Genomic DNA, 18,002 nt, shown 5'->3' on the forward strand with positions numbered 1-18,002 from the left:
GTCGCATTCCCCATGCCAACGAGACAGTCAATGTCCACGTCTACTGCTGCAACAAAACCTCTTAGCACCGCCCTGATTCTGCTGATGGCCACCGCCACCGGCCTGGCTGTTGCCAGCAACTATTACGCCCAACCCCTGCTGCACACCATCGCCCAGCAACTGGGCTTGAGCATGGGCAGCGCCGGTACCGTGGTTATCACTGCCCAGCTCAGCTATGGCGCTGGCCTGTTACTGCTGGTGCCGCTGGGTGATCTGTTCGAACAACGCCGACTGATCGTCACCATGACCGTGCTCAGCGCCCTGGGCCTTCTGCTAAGCGCATTTGCCCCTTCGTTGACGTGGCTGTTGATCGGCACGGCACTGACCGGACTGTTTTCGGTATCGGCCCAGGTGCTGGTGCCCATGGCGGCCAGCCTGACCGACCCGCAAAGCCGTGGTCGGGTCGTTGGGACACTGATGAGTGGCCTGTTGCTGGGCATTTTGCTGGCCCGCACCGTAGCGGGCGCGCTGTCATCGGCAGGTGACTGGCGCACCATTTACCTGGTGGCTGCCGCCTTGATGCTGATCAGTGCCATCTCGCTGTATTGCGCCCTGCCCAACCACCATCAAAGCGCCGGGCTGAGCTACCCAAAACTGCTGAAGTCGGTGTTCACTCTGTTTATCGAAGAACCCGTACTGCGCCTGCGCGCCCTGCTGGGCCTGCTGACCTTCTCGCTGTTCGCCCTGTTCTGGACCCCCCTGGCCTTTTTGCTGGCGGTACCACCCTACAGCTACTCGGACGCGGTGATCGGTCTGTTCGGCCTGGCCGGCGCCGTCGGTGCGGTAGCGGCCAACTGGGCCGGACGCATGGCTGATCGCGGCAAGGGGCAACAGGCCACCACCGCTGGCCTGCTGGTGCTACTGGCCTGCTGGCTGCCCATGGCATTTGCCGGGCATTCATTGGTGGCTTTGCTGATCGGTGTGCTGGCCCTGGATTTTGCCGTGCAACTGGTCCATGTGAGCAACCAGAACGCGGTGTTCAAAGTCCGCCCGGCAGCCCGCAACCGCCTGAATGCTGGCTACATCACCTGTTATTTCATTGGCGGCGCACTGGGTTCACTGGTAGGTGCGCAGACCTACCCGGCCTATGGCTGGGACGGTATTGTCGTGGTCGGCGCCGTGGTCGCGACACTGGCATTGGCGGTATGGGGCTACAGCCTGCAGCGCGAAAGCAAGCTGCAACCGGTGGGCTAAGCAGCTATATGGCACTTTTCATCGTAATGCGAACTCGCTAGCATGCGAAAAATGCCCTGACCATCCGAGACGCCATATGATCCCTAAAGAATCCCGTAACGAACTGGCCCTGGATACTTTTATCAAGGCGCACCCTGAACTGATCGAAGAAATGAAAGAGCTGAGCGCCGAGGACCGCCAGCAACAGATTTTGTGGGCCTTTGAGGACGAAGCCGAAAGCCGCGGCCTGGAAGCCTGGGAACTGGCCCTGGAACTGATCGCCCGCTCCCCTGAAGAACTCAAGAGCATGCGCCTTGAAGTGCATCAGGAAGTCGCCGAAGCCCTGGACATGAGCTGGGAAGAGTACTGCGGGTTCAACGAAATCGCGGTCTGAGCCACGCCACGTTGCATAAAACGCCCGGTCGATCACTCACCGGGCGTTTTTGCACTTAAAGGATCAGGACTTGTGGTGGGCATCCACCAGTTTTTGCGCCATCAGCAGATGCATTTCCAGCTTGGGCAGATACTTTTCGGCAAACGCCTGCAACTCCGGTGACTCGGGATTTTGCGCCTGCTCCTTGTACAACTCGATGGCCTGTTCATGGGCCTTGACCTGATTGGCCGCATAGGCCGCGTCGAACGAATCGCCCTCCTGCACTTGCAGCATCAGCTTTTTCGCCTTGTCGAGTATCTGCTCATCGCTGGACACCTGCAGGCCCAGTCGGCTGGCAAGATCCTTCAAATCCCGATTGGCATTGGTATGGTCCTTGATGGCTTCCACGGCATAGCTTTCTATGTCCGTCGAAGAGGTTTTACTGATCGCCATACGGCTGGTCTCGATCTCCGCAATCCCTGCTGCATGAGCCTCATCAACAAAGTCTGCCGGACTGGCTGCGACTGCTGTGGCCGCCACGATCAGGGAGCAGACCAGGGCACAACCTGCCACAAAGCGTTTGGGGCCAATCAGGTGTTTCATAACGTCCTCCAGAAAAAGGCAGGTTTATTCCCTGCACAGAATCTGAAGGCACGTGATGGCAAAGGTTTAAATCAAAGCTGTTTTTTCTGACGGATGGCAACTGAAGGCACTTCAGCGAACCCTGAGCCATACTGTCCAGCAGCACTTTCCGTCAAACAGGAGAAGCCATATGGACGCCTTCAGGGCCATGCTCGACAACTGGGAGTCCAGATCTCAGGAGTCCAGTGAGCGGGTTGAATACAGCCTTTCACTGCACAAGCGTGATTTGGTCAAAATCAAGGCTTTCGCCCAAGCCTACGGCCTGGATGAAGCCACCATTACCCAAAGCCTGATTCATTGCGCGCTTGAGCAAGCAGAGCAGGCCATGCCCTATGTGAAGGGCTCTGAGGTCATCAGGATTGAAGAAGGTGAAGAGATTTATGCCGATGCCGGCAAAACCCCAGCATTCGTGAAAGCGGAACAAGCAATTTCCAGAGAACTGGACCTGAACAGTCCGCCTTCCTGAATCAAGTCTTGGGCCGTGACCGGGTAGCGCTGCGCCCGGGGGCACCGGCAGGTGGCGTGTACTGCCGGGCCTGCGCGCAGCCCGCATTCAGCAACAGCACGCCAAAGGGGGAGCGGCCTTATCATCGTCTAAATCCATTTGAGCTCGAATGGGAGCGTTCAATGGCACTACCGGGTAGTTATCCTTCAATCCCGGCACCACACGACCGAGCATTCGCAACAATTCGATCCAGGCCAGTTACATGATATCAACCGTTAGTTTTCAGGCCGATATTTAACCCGACGCAAAAGTTAACCCCGCGCCACAAAGTTATTGTCCGACAATATAACGATATATATCCGCTCGTCCGACCAAACCGCCATAAAAACATTAAAACTTGCCCAATAAAATAAATGTGCTTTTCTAGTGAAGCGATCCCAACCCATCGTCTTCAAAGGATGAAGTGATGAACACTGACTCTCGAGCACCCAGTACGACTTTGCCAAAAACCGAGCAGGATTTAATTAACGACGTTACTCAAAAAATCACACAGCACAGTAATGAGCTACGTAAACGCTATCGCGTACTGGGTTTCCAGAATGCCATAGGCGCCAGCGTGATGGCTGTTTCTGTAACTGGCATGATAATAACGGGCACACTGTATATAAAAGGGCTTATTCCCGGCTGGCTTTGTATTGTAATCAATGCGTTGTTGACGTCATTTATTCATGAACTTGAACACGACTTGATTCATCGCCTGTATTTCAGAAAACACCCCGTGGCGCACAACCTGATGATGCTGCTGTGCTGGATAGCCCGCCCCGGCATGCCCAGCCCCTGGTTACGGCGTGAACTGCACTTTCATCATCACAAAGAATCCGGCACCCACACCGATGTTGAAGCCTGGATTACCACCAGCGGCAGCAAGTGGGGGGCCAAGCGCTTTTTAAAACTCATCGACGGTTTTGTCTTTGGCATTGTCAATGCCCTGTTCGCACCGACCTGGCAAGAAAAAATCAGGTTGACCGTCAAGGTGCTTCGGTTGAATGCGCCCATGGGGCTTCTGTACTGGGGCTGCTGGTATATATTCCTGGGTTACCACCTCTACACATGGGTGAACTCGCTGATGGGCCTCACCGTTGAGCTCTCTGCTGCCGCATCACTGCTGATACAGGTGGTCAATGCTGCAGTGGTGATTATCGTCGCGCCCAATATCATCCGTCAGTTCTGCCTGTTTTTTATCAGCTCTAACATTCACTATTTCGGCGACGTCATGCCACGCAATCCCTTGCAGCAAACCCAGGTCATGAACCGGTGGTGGCTGTGGCCATTCCAGTTGTTTTGCTTCAACTTCGGGAGCACCCATTGCATTCATCACTTTGTGGTCAAGGACCCGTTCTACCTGCGCCAAATGACCGCGCCCTTCGCCCATAAAGTTTTAGCGGACGCCGGTGTCAGGTTTAATGACTTCGGCACCTATAAGCGCTCAAACCGTTACAGCTTTACGCAACCGGAAGCTTAAGCAATCAACCCGCTTCTATTTGTTTGATCTCGCCCTATAAATATCACCCTAGCCAGTGACCTTCAGAACTGGCTAAGCCTTTATCAACCGCACATCCTGTAGGAAATCAGGGGGCTGTGTTGACTTAATGTGGCGTTTAAGGAGGGGTTCGAAACCGTCCATACCCGTTTTTTCAAATCACGGCCCCCGGCTTATAACGACTGCAGAGGATCTGCTGACTAACGAGCGGCCCCATGGCAGCCCCATGGGGTTGTGTGTCAACTTGTGGATCTGCTGCCTGATAGGGCATGTGTATTCTTTGCGTTTAGCCCTCGAAAAAAGGCAAGAACAGTAAGCACCTTGCTCATGAACAATTAAAAATAGCTCGGCGGGTTTTTTAAGAAATACTCAGCTTCCTGATTATTCCTTTCATTTATTCTGAGCAGCAAGCTCGGGTGAGCTCCTTTATAGCCTCTTGATTCTGCTGCAACAAAACCAGCTGATCTGTAGATGTTGGTTTGTACGTCTTGAAAAAGCATAAACCCTGTAGTTGCTTGTTGTTTCTCATATCCTTCTAGCAGCATTGACAGGCAGCTTAGGCCATATCCTTTCTTGCGGCTGTTTACCTCTGTAGCTAATGAGCCTATGCCTATCCATGAACTGTTGTTATGCCCCGGGATCACATAGGAAATGGCAGATGATAGGGGCGCCCCGCTACTACCCCTTAAGATAAACCAGTTGCCTAATCTGTATTTTTCCGATGCGCAGCATATATCAAGGTATTCTTCCGTTTGGAATTCCGCACCCCACGCATCCTTTCCCATCAAAAAAACCTGGGTCATATCATTTTCTTCCGCAAGGCTTAACGTCATATTATCCCTGTATAGGAGTTTAAGTGGCAGCGGCTTACTCAGCTTCATATGGATTGCATCCCTCCTTTTTATGATGCAATGGCCAACCTGTTAAATGTCGACTTCAGGCTTGAAATCCATACTAGTATTTGTTCTGCATAGGTCAAGAAGGCTGGCGCTAATAGTTGCGCGCTTGAATTTTTCGAATTTCATTGCACTTAATGCTATCGCGCTAATTTGGTGCGGATTTTCGTAGTGTGTAATTGTGCGATTGGTTAGGGTGCAGGCAGGGAACTTATACTTGCAGGAGCACTATAAGAGTGCGTTTTAATTGTGCGCTTACTAGGTGTAAGGTTCCGACATGAGAAGCTGCGGACTCATTGCGAAACAGGCTGGGTTTTCAGTCCAAGCCTCACAGAACACCTTGAGCGGAGTTCAGCCGTGCAAAGCCTTGAGATGCCTGGCAAAGTTGGAAGCCATCACGAAAGCCAAAACGTGGGCTTTCAGCGCATCAAAACCCAGGTAATGAAACGTCTTAACCGTAGTTCCTATAATCGTACGATTCATTCGCTAGACTTGGCCGCCATTCCAAGAATGGTAAGGCTTGGTTAGCCGGTGCTTGATGTTGCTCTTGTAGGGCTTACCGGGCGAGTGACGCGGACTGCATGGATAGGATTCACGCCCGATCAGCACCGGTTTCAAATCAACAGAAACATCTTTATATCTAGCAACGCTGACATCGCCATTGATCATGGCATTGCTGGATCACTAGTCAGCCCCGCACACAGGCACCCAGCACAAATGGCATGATCTTCCTTCATTGCTGGCACATATCCTTCGTGTCGAAGATCCTGAAAACGCCCAGATATCCGTCAGCACTCTGGGACGCGGATCAATGAAGACGACCCGGACGTCGTCAGCATCCTGCAACACGCTCTGAATCTACAGCCAGCGCCCTCCACAATTCAGGGATAAGCACGGGCAAAATTCAGCCGGTATTCCCATACCACCATTTTCCAGACGCCAGAAACCACAAACCCCCGACTTTCTCTAGGAAAATCAGGGGTTTGTGTTTACTTAATGTGGCGGTGAAGGAGAGATTCGAAACCGCCCGCCCCCGCTTTTTCAAATCACGGCCCCCGGTTTATAAGGGCTGTAGAGGAGCGAGCTGTGTAAAAACGTTCCCATGGCGTTCCCATGGGTTTGTGCGCCAACCTGTGAATCTGCTGCCTGATAGGGCATGTGTATTTTTTGGGGAACGCCATCGGAAAAAGGTAAGAGCGGTAAGCGCTTGGGTAAAACGTCTATAACGCCCGGATTCAAAGGGCTACAGCCAATACGGTGCGAGTAATGTCTGAGTAACCTATAAGTAATCTAATTACTCTTTTATTAAGTAATTGCCTATAAGGCTCAGAACCTTACAAATCAATGACTTACGATTAAATTACCTTGCACATCACTCAAAATAACTTGTCTGTGTAATATGCCAAAGCCAATAAATACGTGGCTTCCAATGCCGTAGCGAGGCTCTGACCGAACAAATTACCTGTTTCCGTCTAGGTCCCTGAGAATCTGAGCTAAAACATCCTGAAATCTTACAAAACGGCCCAGAAGCGCACACGTTACGTAGTAGCATATGGCTTGCATCGCTAGAATTTTTGGCGTAATGTCACTATGCCTCCATTCAGGTATTAACTAGGGTTGTTCAAATGCGACCCGATTCAAAAAAGCCACAAGCAACGGCGATGAGTTACTCGGAGACGTTATGCTTAAAGGAATAGGGTGAAATATGAATGGAGGCTTCTTTTTAAATTTCGTCGCGTTGAACTCATCGACGACACCAGCCGAGCTTGCAGCTCTTCTCGGCACAGACTATGGAAAAATCAAGCATTTATACTATCGCAGTGGAATGCTACGTCACTACCTTGAGTTTGAGATTCCAAAGAAAAATGGCGGAAAACGCAAGATTTTAGCGCCTTCGGATAAGTTAAAAACTCTTCAATCCCGTTTAGCCTTGCTTCTGAAAAAAATTTACAACCCACGCGAGCCGGTTAAAGCTTTTCGCGAGGGAAGCTCAATTGTTGAAAACGCCTGGCCTCATTGCCGAAAAAAATTCGTTTTCAACATCGATCTCGAAAATTTTTTCGGCACCATTACATTTTCTCGTATCCGCGGATTGTTGATAGCCAAGCCATATTCTTTTACCCCCGAAACTGCAACGGTCATAGCCCACCTCACTACAGTAAACGGGATACTTCCTCAAGGCGCACCTAGCTCACCCATTCTATCAAATATGCTGTGTGCAAGTCTGGATCGGGCGCTTTACTCTCTCGCCAAGAACAATCGAGCTGTTTACACGCGATACGCCGACGATATAACACTTTCTTTTTACTGCCCTATTGAATTTATTCCTAGGCACGTGGTGGAAAGCTCAGCATCTAATGATAGAGCTAACCATTATCATAGTAAAGTCGGAAGTGAACTACAGTCTGTGATAGACCAACATGGATTTACTATCAATACAAGTAAAGTAAGACTGCAAGGGCCAGGCGAACGCCGAACTGTAACCGGGCTAGTTACAAATCAAAAACCTAATGTGCCCCGACCTTATATTAGAAAAACGGCTGCATTGATTCACTCCATAGAAAAACACGGGGAGCAGGTAGCAAATGCTATCTACAAAGAGAAAAACCCGAACACTAAGGGAATAATTGAATCCCATCTCCAGGGCCGCTTGCTTTTCATCAAGCAAGTTGTAGGAGAAAGCTCGGAGGTCTATCGGAGGCTCGCTCAGCGTTACAACATGCTGCCTACCAAATCCAAAGTGCCGAACACTCCTCTAACTACTACTGAAGACTCCGACAACTTCAAAGTAGGAGAATTTATAAAGGACAAGTGCTGGATAACTGAATTCGAGCAAAAAATCGGTGATGATTTGGTGCAGATTCAGGGTAGTGCCTTTATGATCCAAGGAAACCTACTCATAACATGCGAGCATAACCTCAGCCACATCATTGATGATAAGCGGGTTGAATTCAACGAATGCCTTGTCTATAAAGTGGGTCATGGAGAGACCATTCATGAGGCCAAAGTAATTATTCGTAGTAAAGAACTCGACATTGCCGTACTGAAAATCCAAGAGCCCTCGACTGCTTTAAAATACTTCTCATTAGAGGTTTCCAAAGAGCCGAACATTGGCGACCGTGTTGCGGTGCTGGGTTTCCCTAACCATAAGCTTGGAGGCCACAATGTCGGCGTCCTGAAATGCCGCCTGACTAACAAATATCCGTTACACGGCGTACAACATAGCGAAGTTGATAAAAATCTTTACTCGGGAAATAGCGGCGGACCTGTAATCAACTCAAGTTATCACGTCGTAGGCATTGCAGCTAAGGGAGCCGAGGGAAACCCCCACGGCAAAAACACTTTCATCAGAGTCTCAGAGTTAATAAAGTACCTCGAAAAAAGTGGTGTTATTCTTTAGTTTTCGCTCTATTTAAGAGTCTTTGGTAGTCCCATTTTAATGAAGTCTACTGCAGCCGAGCCAGAGCATTTCGAAACGTAGCCTTTCTTGCAGGGATCCGCAGGGATTTTATTCCACAAAAATCTCTACACAGCCCACAACCCAGCCAGCTGTCAGCCTGGTGCAGAAGTGCGGAAAAAAAGACCTATTAAGCACGCAGGCGAGGTGGGGGGACGACGGCGCGCGCCAGGGCATGAAGCACGTTACTACCCCGAAGCCAGTCAACTTTGTCATCCGACAGCCTTCACCTGAAAGCCGTGTAGCCTGTATGGGTGGCGCCAAAGTGCGACCGACTTCCATCAGCACTTTAACGAGAGGCGTTGTGCGCTCGCACTGGCAGCCTCACAAGGTGTGTTTACAGTTCTATTTGTTACAGCCGTAAAAAAACCGCCTCGGTGGGCGGCTTGGCAATATGGTAACGCACAGATCAAACGATGATTGTGTGAGGGTATGCATGCATGGCGCTGTCGTGTGTCACCAGGCTGATACCTTCTGCAAGCGCTTGGGCCACCATGATGCGGTCAAACGGATCTCGATGATGGTTCGGCAGATTGCCTACAGTCAGCCCGTGATCAGAAGTGATCGGCAATTCAAGGTAGCCCGCATCCAACAGCACTTTGCGTAGCACAGCAGGAATAACGCCAGTGCGCTCGGCGCCTTTTATGGTCAGCTCCCAGATGCTGGCAGCGCTGAAATACAAGGTGTTGGCCTCATCGTCGATAAGCTGGGCCGCTGCCTTGGACAGCTTTTCGTCGCCGATAGCTGCCCAGATGAGGATATGAGTGTCGAGCAATAGCCTCATGCCTTGCCCTCAAACATATCCGCTATTTCAGCATCCAGAGCGTCCGAAGCCTCGGCGTTGAATGTCACACCTGTGAGCATCCCGCGACGCTTGGGGGCGGTAATCGGAACCAGCTTGGCCACTGGCACGCCTGCCTTGGCGATGATGATCGTCTCCCCGCCCGCTGCCGCATCAACAAGCTGCGAGAAGTGCGTTTTCGCTGCATGGATGTTGTGGGTCTGCATGTGGCTATCTCCCATGGATTGGTTTATGCGATTAGTCTAGTCCATACAATGGACTAAGTAAAATATACCTATGCGCCAACGCCTCTGAGCAACGCTCATTTGATAAGCCTCGCAATATTACGATGACGGGAGGCGATGTGGAGCACAACATTAGATTAGCCAAAATAAAGTAATTCTATTTACACCGTACTGGCAAAAGGCTATATTTTATATATGGTTTGTTACAAGCAAGGATTTGGCATGAAAAAGAAACTGCAAGTATTTATCTCAAGCACCTTTACCGATCTAATTGAAGAAAGGCAGGCAGCAGTTAGTGCCATATTAAAAGCAGGTCATATTCCAGCAGGAATGGAACTTTTCACTGCGGGCGACCGCTCTCAGATGGAAACCATTACAAGCTGGATCGACGAATCTGATGTTTACATGTTAATCTTGGGCGGTAGATACGGGTCTGTAGAAAGCACTACAAACCTGAGCTACACAGAGTTAGAGTTTGATTACGCAGCAACACAAAACAAACCAATGTTCTCAGTTGTTATAAAAGAAGATGCCCTAGAGGGTAAAATCAAAAAATTCGGAACGAGCTTTTTAGAAAAAGAGAACCCGAAAGAGCTTGGTCTATTCCGAAAGAAAGTACTATGCAATATTTCATCTTTTTTTGAAGACACGAAAGATATAAAATTATGCATCCATGAAAGTCTATCCGATTTTTCAGCAAATAAAGAGCTCAAGGGATGGGTATCAGGCGGTGAATTAATCGATACAAAACCATTGTTCGATGAGATCACTAAGTTATCAAATGACAATAATATCCTGCGAGAAACAATTAAGACTTTAGAATCACGCCCTCAGCACGTTCCGCAGGCTAGCCAAGCCCAGAGCACCGATTTATCAGGACTAGAAGAAACCTTAACAAATATAAAAATTACCGTACCTGCAAGCCTAAGCACCTCTGAAACAGAATACGAAACAAGCTTACGCGATATATTCTACAACAATAAAGACTCACTAATCTCTGGAACCACCAACTCCGCCTCACAAATTACAGATTACTCTAGATTCATGTACTTCAACATATGTCCAAAACTACAGATTTATGGTCTAACAGACAATGAAAAAATCGCAGGCGTACAATACCGCCGCTACTTCGTAACCCCTCTTGGCATACAACTACTAGCCCACATAGAAAAAAAGAAACTAAAATCAAAATCAAAATCAAAATAAATATTAAAAACTGGCGCAGCTATAAAAGCTGCGCCCTAGCCTAACCAAGATAACGATATTTCTACCTCCCCATCAAAATAACATCCCCAAAGCCTCCGGCTCCCAATTCATAACCACCAACGCCCCACTCACATCAGCCTTCCCCTGCCGCTGATTCGCAGTGCTGTACCGAATATCCACCGTCTCAAAGTGAAAGCCCTCAAACACCCGTCTGATATGTATGCGATCCATAAACCCCACCTACCATATGGCCGTGGTATGAAGTCAGGTATCCGAGTCGGCTACCTGCTCCGCTTGAGTTCTTACCCCAAATAACCGGTCGGCTATCTGCCGACCTCGCTCCAGCCCTTCAGCCGTCAACCAAATCGATTTGTTCTTGTTCACTGGATTACTGATGAAACCCTGTTCATGCAATCGGTTCATGGTCTCGAAATCTAACCCTTTCCAAGCATTGCCGTTATCAGAGCTGAAGGTTGTCAACAGGGCCAGCACGGCTTCTTCAATCAACTTATCGTCGTATTCCATGATCATTGCTCCGCTCGTACTCTTTAAGCTCACCGCAAACCCCGCTCGCCATCAAGATGGATGGCGCGTTTAACTACGCGAGACCGGCGAGCAGTTCCAGGGCAGTAAAGCTTCGTAATCCTCAACCGAAGAAGCCGACGGCAGGCGCTCAAGTGCGTGGCGCAGCCACGCATAGGGCTCCTGGCCGTTGGCTTTGGCGGTCTCGACCAGGCTGTAAAGTTGGGCACTGGCCGTCGCACCTTTGGGCGTGTCGCTGAACAGCCAGTTCTTTCTTCCGATCACGAAGGGCCAGATGGCTCGTTCGGCCGGGTTGTTGTCGATTGGCAAGTAGCCTTCCTCGACATACCGCTCAAGTTTCTTCCAGTTGCTCGCCAAGTAGCTGATGGCTTTGCCCAAGACGTTTTGAGCTGTCACCTGTGGCTGCGTCTTTTCGATCCAGCTTTTCAACTGAGCCAGCACCGGCAAGCTTTGTTCGTGACGACCGATTTTACGTTCAGCGTCACCGCAGGCCTTCAGGTCGCGTTCGATGCCGTAAAGCTTGTTGATCAGATTCAGCGCGATATCCGCGCGTCCCGTTTTACCTTTGGTCTGCACTTTCTGTGCTTCAACGAATTTGCGACGAGCACGGGCCCAGCACCCTAAACGCTCAACTCCAGCTTGGGCGCCCAGTGCGTTGTAACCGGCATAATCATCGGTCATGACATAGCCACGATAGCCCTCGAGCAGGCGCGTAGGCACCTCCTGCGCTCGGCTGGTGGAGTAGTCAAAAAGGATGACCGGCTTATCCCGCGGTCCGCCGGTTTGCACCCACATCCAGGACTGGCTGCTTGGCTCGCGGTCAGGCTCTTTCAACACCTGTACTCGCGTTTCATCGCAGTGGATGACGCGACTGGCCAACAGGCTATCGCGTATTAAATTCAGCAGCGGCTGGAAGTGCTCACCGCACTGGATAACCCAGCGAGCCAAGGTCTGGCGGGGGATATCGATGCCGTGACGACCCAGTACTTTTTCAAAGCGGTGAAGCGGCAAACCGTCCACATATTTGGTGGTCAGCAGCATCGCCAAAACGCTCGGGCTGGCCATGCTTTTTCAATCACCTGAGCCGGTTTGTCCGCAGTGACCGGTGCAGTCTCACAGTCGCGGCAATCGTAGACTTTACGAACGTGTTATCTGCATCGGGACGATTTCAAGTTGCTCGCTGATTTCCTCGCCAATGGCGTGTTTGCGACAACCGCAGACGCAAGTCAGTTCATACTCGGGCAGTTCGTGGATGACTTCGATGCGCGGCAGAGTGGAAGGCAGTGGCTTGCGCTTGCCACGGCGCTTGGTGGGGGCTACGACATCTTCTTCAGAGTCTTCATCGATAGCTTCGACGACGCTTTCTGCTTCGTTGAACAAGGCCAACTGAGGCGTCGCAGGATCTGTTTGCTCGGATTGTCGTCCGAACAAACGCTGGCGCAGCAGCGCGTTTTCTTCTTCCAGATGAACAATGCGCCCCTTGTTCGTTTCGCGCTCAAGCAGCATCTGCTCGAGCAATTGCTTGAGCAGCGCAGGGTCGTCAGGAAGATCTTTGGGCATCGAAATCATGCCCTGGATTATACCGAATCAGGCCACGAATCGCGGCGTCAAAACCTGATGAGGACGGTTACGCCAGAGATCAAAACCGTCGAGCATCCAGTTGAGTTCCTGGACGGTCAGGACAATCGCTTCGTCCATCACGTCGGGCGACGTTTTGAAACGTTCGGACTCCAAGCGCTTGAGCCAAAGGCAGAAGCCGTTGCGCTCCCAGTACAAAATCTTCACCCGGTTGCGTGGCTTGTTGAGGAAGACGAAAAGCACCGGGTCGAACACCGCGACTTTGATGTCCAACTCGACCAAGGCCGCCAGACCGTCAATGGACTTTCGGAAGTCGACGGGCTTGGGGTAGAGATACACTTTTTCAACTTTTGCGTCGGGGCGCATCATGGCTGGCGGGCTCCAGAAAGAAATCGGGAGCACAGCATCCGGGATCACGCGGCGACTTTGAATATGGGGTTCATGGAGCGCTTACGATTGACTGGATCGCCGAGCAGATGGGGCATACCAACGGGAATATGATCCGCCAGCGCTATGGGACCTGGATTAATGAGGATGAGCCGGATGTGGTTGGGATGCTGGAGATGGCATTGATGCTTTAGCGTTATACTTCAGCACTCAAATAAGAGTAATACTTTCGAAAAAAACCGAACAATTTCCCCTCAGAAAATCCTACCAAGTTAATTGTAATTAATATATAAAACTTTTAATAATGCGCCCTCACGAAAGGGCGCACCGCTAAAGACCCTTACAACTACCTGAACCTTGAAAATAAGACAGGGAAATCCTCAGGCTCAAGTTCAACAACTTGCGTGCCACGCCTACAGAAGTATGTCTTTTTGTACAGCGAAGGCTGCTGCTGCCCTTCCACCTCAAGAACAAAGACCGTTTTATCGAAGTAGCTTACACACTTCATATGCGCACCAACATAAGACTTCAAAGGTTCAGAAAGCTCAGAGCGATTTATTTTATCAGTTATCATCTGAAACAACTGATCTAAGTTCTTACCTAGAAATATAGCTTCATGCTCGACACCAGTCACATGAAACTCACCGAACAAAAGCGGATCAACCCCAAAGAGCTTATTTACGCGCAATGCAGTTTGAGCATTATCAGCAACACCTACGACTACATAACCCTTATGCCCCTTCTGAATATTTGCTATTGCAGCACAAGTTTCCAGAATCTTATCAAACGACCCATCATCAAATTTTGGATTATCAGAAAGCTCCAAGAAGCCTTGTTTAAAATCAAATGCGGCTTGTTCAGTCTTTGAGTTAGTAAGTAGGTTTTGCAGCTTAGTTACCCAATGAACTTTTGCAGGATCTGGGTTCGAATCCACTTCAAAAAACTGCTGTATAATACCAACAACAGTATTTACCGCTGCGGCTCTATTCTCTGCCCCCCACCGCCCACCTTCTTGGATAACAATATGCTTACCCTTATTGGTCAGAGCACCAATAGCACCAGCCCTATCCACTACAATCATGCCCTTTCTTACGATCAAGTCATGCATAGCCAAAAATACAGCTTGAAAATATCGAGGTATGGGATTTCCTACCCCATTAGAAGGGAATAAAAGTTGGTAGAAGGACACCCCGGCCTGCGCCAACATTAAAACAAGAGCATCGTGAGTGCGCTGATAATCAAGATCTACTAGATCAGGATTCCGTCGCCGAATCGCTTGATCCATGGATTGAAATCTATCAAGGCTTCCACCTTTCAGAGGAACTCTCGCACCATAATAGTCATCGAACAACTCAGTTCTGGATGCTATAGGGCCATCGGACACCATATAAGCTATTACGTCCGCTACAAGTTCTTCATCTCGACTCTGACGAAGATGATCTTTAGTTAAGATTCCGTGATACACCCAAAAAACGTTTTCTGCATTAATCCCGTACGGCAGCTCTCTATTAGTAATGCTGATTTTTTTCATCTCATTCAAAAAAAGCGAAATACCATTTGAAGTATCACCGCGAATTCTTGAAGACACTACTCGTACGCAATCAGCGAAAGCATTCGTAGCACCTGCAACCCTTAATTCTTGCCGAGAAAGTTGACGACCACCTGAGTTGATCCTCCTAAAGACCTCATCAACGGACTCAGCATCAGCAAACTCGTAAATAGAAAGCGGAACAGGATAAGCCGCTATCGAAAGGCACTTCTCGCGTGACATTAGTGGCGCACGCTGCTCTAGGACTCCACGATCCAGCATATCTTTTGTTGTAGCGAATGTATTCAAATCAAAATAAGTATCATCAACAGCAAAGTCATTACTGATAAATGACGTAATAGCGTCCATGCGCTGCATACCATCAATAATTTCCAAATGCCCTGCTGGATTATCTTGCGGATCTGCGAGCAAGATAATAGGTACAGGAAATCCGCTAATTATAGAATCAATAAAATTCTGCTTTTCTTCAATAGTCCAAATCAGCTTCCGCTGATAGCGTCTATTCACAACATATTTTCTATCGACATAATTTATGTAAATACGTTCTACCTGCTCGCCTCTGACAATCAATTCTTGCTGTGGTGAAGCCATACCAACCTCCAGTTAATTTAGAATCCTTTCGAAGCTCACTACATTTTGTAAGAACAGCAGTATGAGCACGATCTACTACCAATATCTAAAACCGTACGCGAATAGCAAACTCAACACGGTATCACGCACCTAGGTAAACCGCATGGGCATTCTCATCACCTGAGCAGTGACTTCTACCTACAGATCGAAAATGGCCAAAATGAAGAAGTACTGCACTCGACAAAATCATGCACGCCCCTACCCTGAATCACCACACTGAGGGGAATCCGACACAAGCAAATTAACAACAATAAATGCCCTCCAGCCCCATTCCAGCCCCATATCGCCCTTTTCCAGACGCCAGAAACCACAAACCCCCGACTTTCTCTAGGAAAATCAGGGGTTTGTGTTTACTTAATGTGGCGGTGAAGGAGAGATTCGAACTCTCGATACAATTTCTTGTATACACACTTTCCAGGCGTGCTCCTTAAGCCACTCGGACACTTCACCGTATCTCTTCAAACAAGTTCTGTCTGTCGAGGCGCGCTAATGTAGTCGAAAGCTTTCGATATGACAAATGTTTTTTTCAGAATTTTCATGTGCTTACGAAAATAGTCCTTTTGGCGGTATGCCACGGGGGGGCGTTTCTGCCAAATTCCGGCACCGCAGCTTTGCCCGTTCAGGCAAAAACCCTGCTCCGCTGCCCTCTATATAGAAGGTGCAGGCCAATTGCATGACTCACCGGTCAGTCATGGCCCTTTACCTGGGCCACGGGGCTGGGTAACGTCTGCCCCACTTCATAACAAGGATTTGCGCCATGAGTGACTTGATTGCCTATCACCTGGAAGACGGTATCGCCACGCTGACCTTGAGCAATGGCAAGGTCAATGCCATCTCCCCGGATGTGATCACTGCGTTTAATGCCGCCCTGGACCAGGCCGAGCAGGATCGCGCTGTAGTCATCATTACCGGGCAACCAGGCATTCTCTCTGGCGGCTATGACTTGAAGGTGATGACCGCCAGCCCCGAGCAAGCCATTGAGCTGGTCAGACAGGGCTCGACCCTCGCTCGTCGCCTGTTGGCGCATCCGTTCCCGGTGGTGATTGCCTGTTCCGGCCACGCGGTGGCCAAGGGCGCATTTCTGCTGTTGTCGGTGGATTACCGTATCGGCGTGGAAGGCCCGTTCAGCATCGGCCTGAACGAAGTGCAGATAGGCATGACCATGCACCATGCCGGTATTGAGCTGGCCCGCGACCGGCTGCGCAAATCGGCATTCCACCGCTCGGTTATCAACGGTGAGATGTTCACCCCGCTCACCGCAGTTGACGCAGGCTTCCTCGACAAGGTGGTCAAGCCTGATGAGCTGCAAGCCGCAGCCCTGGAAGCCGCCCGCCAGTTGAAGAAGATCAATATGAGGGCCCACAGGAACACCAAGCTCAAGGTGCGCAAGGAGCTGCTGGAAACGCTGGACAAGGCAATTGAAGAAGACCAGCACCACCCGCTCTGACCCTCCCCCCCTGAAATACCGGTCCCGACCGCAACCTGCGGTCGGGATTGTGCCTGCCTGACGTCCCCCTGCAATCATTCTCAAACTGCTCTGGCCCGCCTCTTACAAAGCTCGTTGAAACAAATGCTAAAACTTCAGCTATCTCCTACTTGTATCGGGGTAATTGCTGAAGACAGTGCACATCCGTACACTGCGCCGACTTTTGTTTTGGCGAGCCTGTAAATGCTACTTTCGATGCGTATGTTGTTGATGTGTCTGCATTTTATGCTTGCAGGCGTACTGGGTGTAATACTGGGCATGTGCCGTCCCTTCAATCCGGACAACAGCCGCCTGTGCGCGCGCCTGTATGCCTGGCCGTCCCGCTGGATCCTGGGCTACAGACTCAAGGCCGAGGTCGGACCGCTGATGGACAAGCCGCAAAGCTGTGTGGTGATTGCCAATCATCAGTCCAACTACGACCTGTTTATATTCGGCAACGTGGTACCGCGCCGCACTGTGTGCATCGGCAAAAAAAGCCTTAAGTGGGTGCCTCTGTTCGGCCAGCTGTTCTGGTTGGCGGGCAACGTGCTGATCGATCGGGGCAATGCCCAGAAAGCCCGCAAGTCGATGCTGACGACTACCCGCACCCTGCAAGAGAAAGACACGTCCATCTGGGTATTCCCGGAAGGCACGCGCAATTTCGGCAAAACCCTGCTGCCTTTCAAGAAGGGCGCATTCCAGATGGCAATCACTGCCGGGGTGCCGATCGTACCGGTGTGCGTTAGCACTTATAGCCAGCACCTGCAGCTCAACCGCTGGCACAGTGCCGATATCCAGATCCGTTCACTGCCTGCCATCCCGACAGCCGGCCTGACCCTGAATGACATCCCGCAGTTGATGGAACAGTGCCACGAGCAGATGCGTGAATGCATTGAAGCCATGGACCGGGAACTGCTGAGCCAGAAAAACATTCACTTGCCACCCCTGTCCAAGGGCAACTCGACAGTATCCAACCCGAACCACTGAACCTTTGTCGTCTCAAAGTGGCCAATAGCACGCTAAGCTGCATCTTCGTGCCATAACCCTTTGAAG

15 protein-coding genes, 1 tRNA gene and 3 pseudogenes are annotated in these 18,002 nt (G+C 50.2%); 9 read left to right on the forward strand and 10 right to left on the reverse strand.

Annotation, left to right across the window (positions count from 1 at the left end):
* The first annotated feature begins 30 nt into the window (after positions 1-30).
* Both QN377_RS05655 and QN377_RS05660 read left to right on the forward strand, forming a co-directional pair.
* Positions 31-1,233, forward strand: coding sequence for an MFS transporter (locus tag QN377_RS05655; protein ID WP_095002253.1), 1,203 nt, complete (start codon positions 31-33; stop codon positions 1,231-1,233).
* A 76-nt stretch (positions 1,234-1,309) separates the two neighbouring features.
* Positions 1,310-1,606: a DUF6388 family protein gene (locus QN377_RS05660; protein WP_016779995.1), complete on the forward strand. Its 297-nt coding sequence runs from the start codon at positions 1,310-1,312 to the stop codon at positions 1,604-1,606.
* A gap of 63 nt (positions 1,607-1,669) precedes the next feature.
* Here QN377_RS05660 and QN377_RS05665 read toward each other — a convergent pair whose 3' ends face one another.
* Positions 1,670-2,188 (reverse strand): DUF4142 domain-containing protein, encoded by a 519-nt coding sequence (locus QN377_RS05665; protein WP_095002254.1) that lies wholly within the window; start codon positions 2,186-2,188, stop codon positions 1,670-1,672.
* 169 nt (positions 2,189-2,357) lie between these two features.
* On the opposite strand from QN377_RS05665, the gene QN377_RS05670 reads away from it, so the two are divergent.
* Positions 2,358-2,693 (forward strand): hypothetical protein, encoded by a 336-nt coding sequence (locus tag QN377_RS05670; RefSeq protein ID WP_095002255.1) that lies wholly within the window; start codon positions 2,358-2,360, stop codon positions 2,691-2,693.
* A 445-nt stretch (positions 2,694-3,138) separates the two neighbouring features.
* Positions 3,139-4,194 carry a fatty acid desaturase gene (locus QN377_RS05675; protein ID WP_095002256.1) on the forward strand — a complete coding sequence of 352 codons (1,056 nt, stop codon included), beginning with the start codon at positions 3,139-3,141 and terminating at the stop codon, positions 4,192-4,194.
* Positions 4,195-4,547: 353 nt separating this feature from the next.
* Here QN377_RS05675 and QN377_RS05680 read toward each other — a convergent pair whose 3' ends face one another.
* A complete protein-coding gene (locus QN377_RS05680; protein ID WP_095019388.1) occupies positions 4,548-5,093 on the reverse strand; it encodes a hypothetical protein in 546 nt (181 codons plus the stop codon).
* Between the two features lie 1,720 nt (positions 5,094-6,813).
* Between QN377_RS05680 and QN377_RS05685 the strand changes: the two genes are divergently transcribed.
* Positions 6,814-8,508, forward strand: coding sequence for a reverse transcriptase domain-containing protein (locus QN377_RS05685; protein WP_322213296.1), 1,695 nt, complete (start codon positions 6,814-6,816; stop codon positions 8,506-8,508).
* A 466-nt stretch (positions 8,509-8,974) separates the two neighbouring features.
* Here the strand turns inward: QN377_RS05685 and QN377_RS05690 are convergent, their stop codons facing one another.
* Positions 8,975-9,349: a type II toxin-antitoxin system VapC family toxin gene (locus QN377_RS05690; protein WP_095004249.1), complete on the reverse strand. Its 375-nt coding sequence runs from the start codon at positions 9,347-9,349 to the stop codon at positions 8,975-8,977.
* Entirely contained in the window at positions 9,346-9,573 is a 228-nt protein-coding gene (locus tag QN377_RS05695; protein WP_095004250.1) for a type II toxin-antitoxin system Phd/YefM family antitoxin, read from the reverse strand. Before QN377_RS05695 ends, QN377_RS05690 begins: the two co-directional genes overlap by 4 nt.
* 240 nt (positions 9,574-9,813) lie before the next feature.
* Between QN377_RS05695 and QN377_RS05700 the strand changes: the two genes are divergently transcribed.
* Positions 9,814-10,797, forward strand: a complete 984-nt coding sequence (locus QN377_RS05700) for a DUF4062 domain-containing protein (protein WP_322213298.1) — start codon at positions 9,814-9,816, stop codon at positions 10,795-10,797.
* Between the two features lie 72 nt (positions 10,798-10,869).
* Here the strand turns inward: QN377_RS05700 and QN377_RS05705 are convergent.
* From QN377_RS05705 to tnpB, 4 genes and pseudogenes are all read right to left on the reverse strand, one after another.
* Positions 10,870-11,019 (reverse strand): annotated as a pseudogene (locus QN377_RS05705) (DNA adenine methylase); the annotation flags it as partial.
* Positions 11,020-11,061: 42 nt separating this feature from the next.
* Positions 11,062-11,322: a DUF6429 family protein gene (locus QN377_RS05710; protein ID WP_322213299.1), complete on the reverse strand. Its 261-nt coding sequence runs from the start codon at positions 11,320-11,322 to the stop codon at positions 11,062-11,064.
* A 69-nt stretch (positions 11,323-11,391) separates the two neighbouring features.
* Positions 11,392-12,909 (reverse strand): annotated as a pseudogene (tnpC, locus tag QN377_RS05715) (IS66 family transposase).
* 18 nt (positions 12,910-12,927) lie between these two features.
* Complete coding sequence (gene tnpB, locus QN377_RS05720) at positions 12,928-13,287, reverse strand: IS66 family insertion sequence element accessory protein TnpB (RefSeq protein ID WP_322213300.1); 360 nt, start codon at positions 13,285-13,287, stop codon at positions 12,928-12,930.
* A 74-nt stretch (positions 13,288-13,361) separates the two neighbouring features.
* Here tnpB and QN377_RS05725 point away from each other — a divergent pair.
* A pseudogene (locus tag QN377_RS05725) lies at positions 13,362-13,499 on the forward strand (site-specific integrase); the annotation flags it as partial.
* Positions 13,500-13,651: 152 nt separating this feature from the next.
* Here QN377_RS05725 and QN377_RS05730 read toward each other — a convergent pair.
* The gene (locus QN377_RS05730; RefSeq protein ID WP_322213302.1) at positions 13,652-15,445 is read right to left on the reverse strand and encodes a DUF262 domain-containing protein; all 1,794 of its coding nucleotides are present in this window, start codon (positions 15,443-15,445) and stop codon (positions 13,652-13,654) included.
* Between the two features lie 399 nt (positions 15,446-15,844).
* Positions 15,845-15,934 (reverse strand) — tRNA-Ser (locus QN377_RS05735).
* A 307-nt stretch (positions 15,935-16,241) separates the two neighbouring features.
* On the opposite strand from QN377_RS05735, the gene QN377_RS05740 reads away from it, so the two are divergent.
* Together QN377_RS05740 and QN377_RS05745 are read left to right on the forward strand one after the other, a co-directional pair.
* Positions 16,242-16,931: a crotonase/enoyl-CoA hydratase family protein gene (locus QN377_RS05740; protein ID WP_095019389.1), complete on the forward strand. Its 690-nt coding sequence runs from the start codon at positions 16,242-16,244 to the stop codon at positions 16,929-16,931.
* 222 nt (positions 16,932-17,153) lie between these two features.
* Positions 17,154-17,936, forward strand: coding sequence for a lysophospholipid acyltransferase family protein (locus QN377_RS05745; RefSeq protein ID WP_095002261.1), 783 nt, complete (start codon positions 17,154-17,156; stop codon positions 17,934-17,936).
* Positions 17,937-18,002: the final 66 nt, after the last annotated feature.

The organism is Pseudomonas sp. CCC4.1, assembly GCF_035019225.1.
GTDB classification, from domain to species: Bacteria; Pseudomonadota; Gammaproteobacteria; order Pseudomonadales; family Pseudomonadaceae; genus Aquipseudomonas; species Aquipseudomonas bubulae.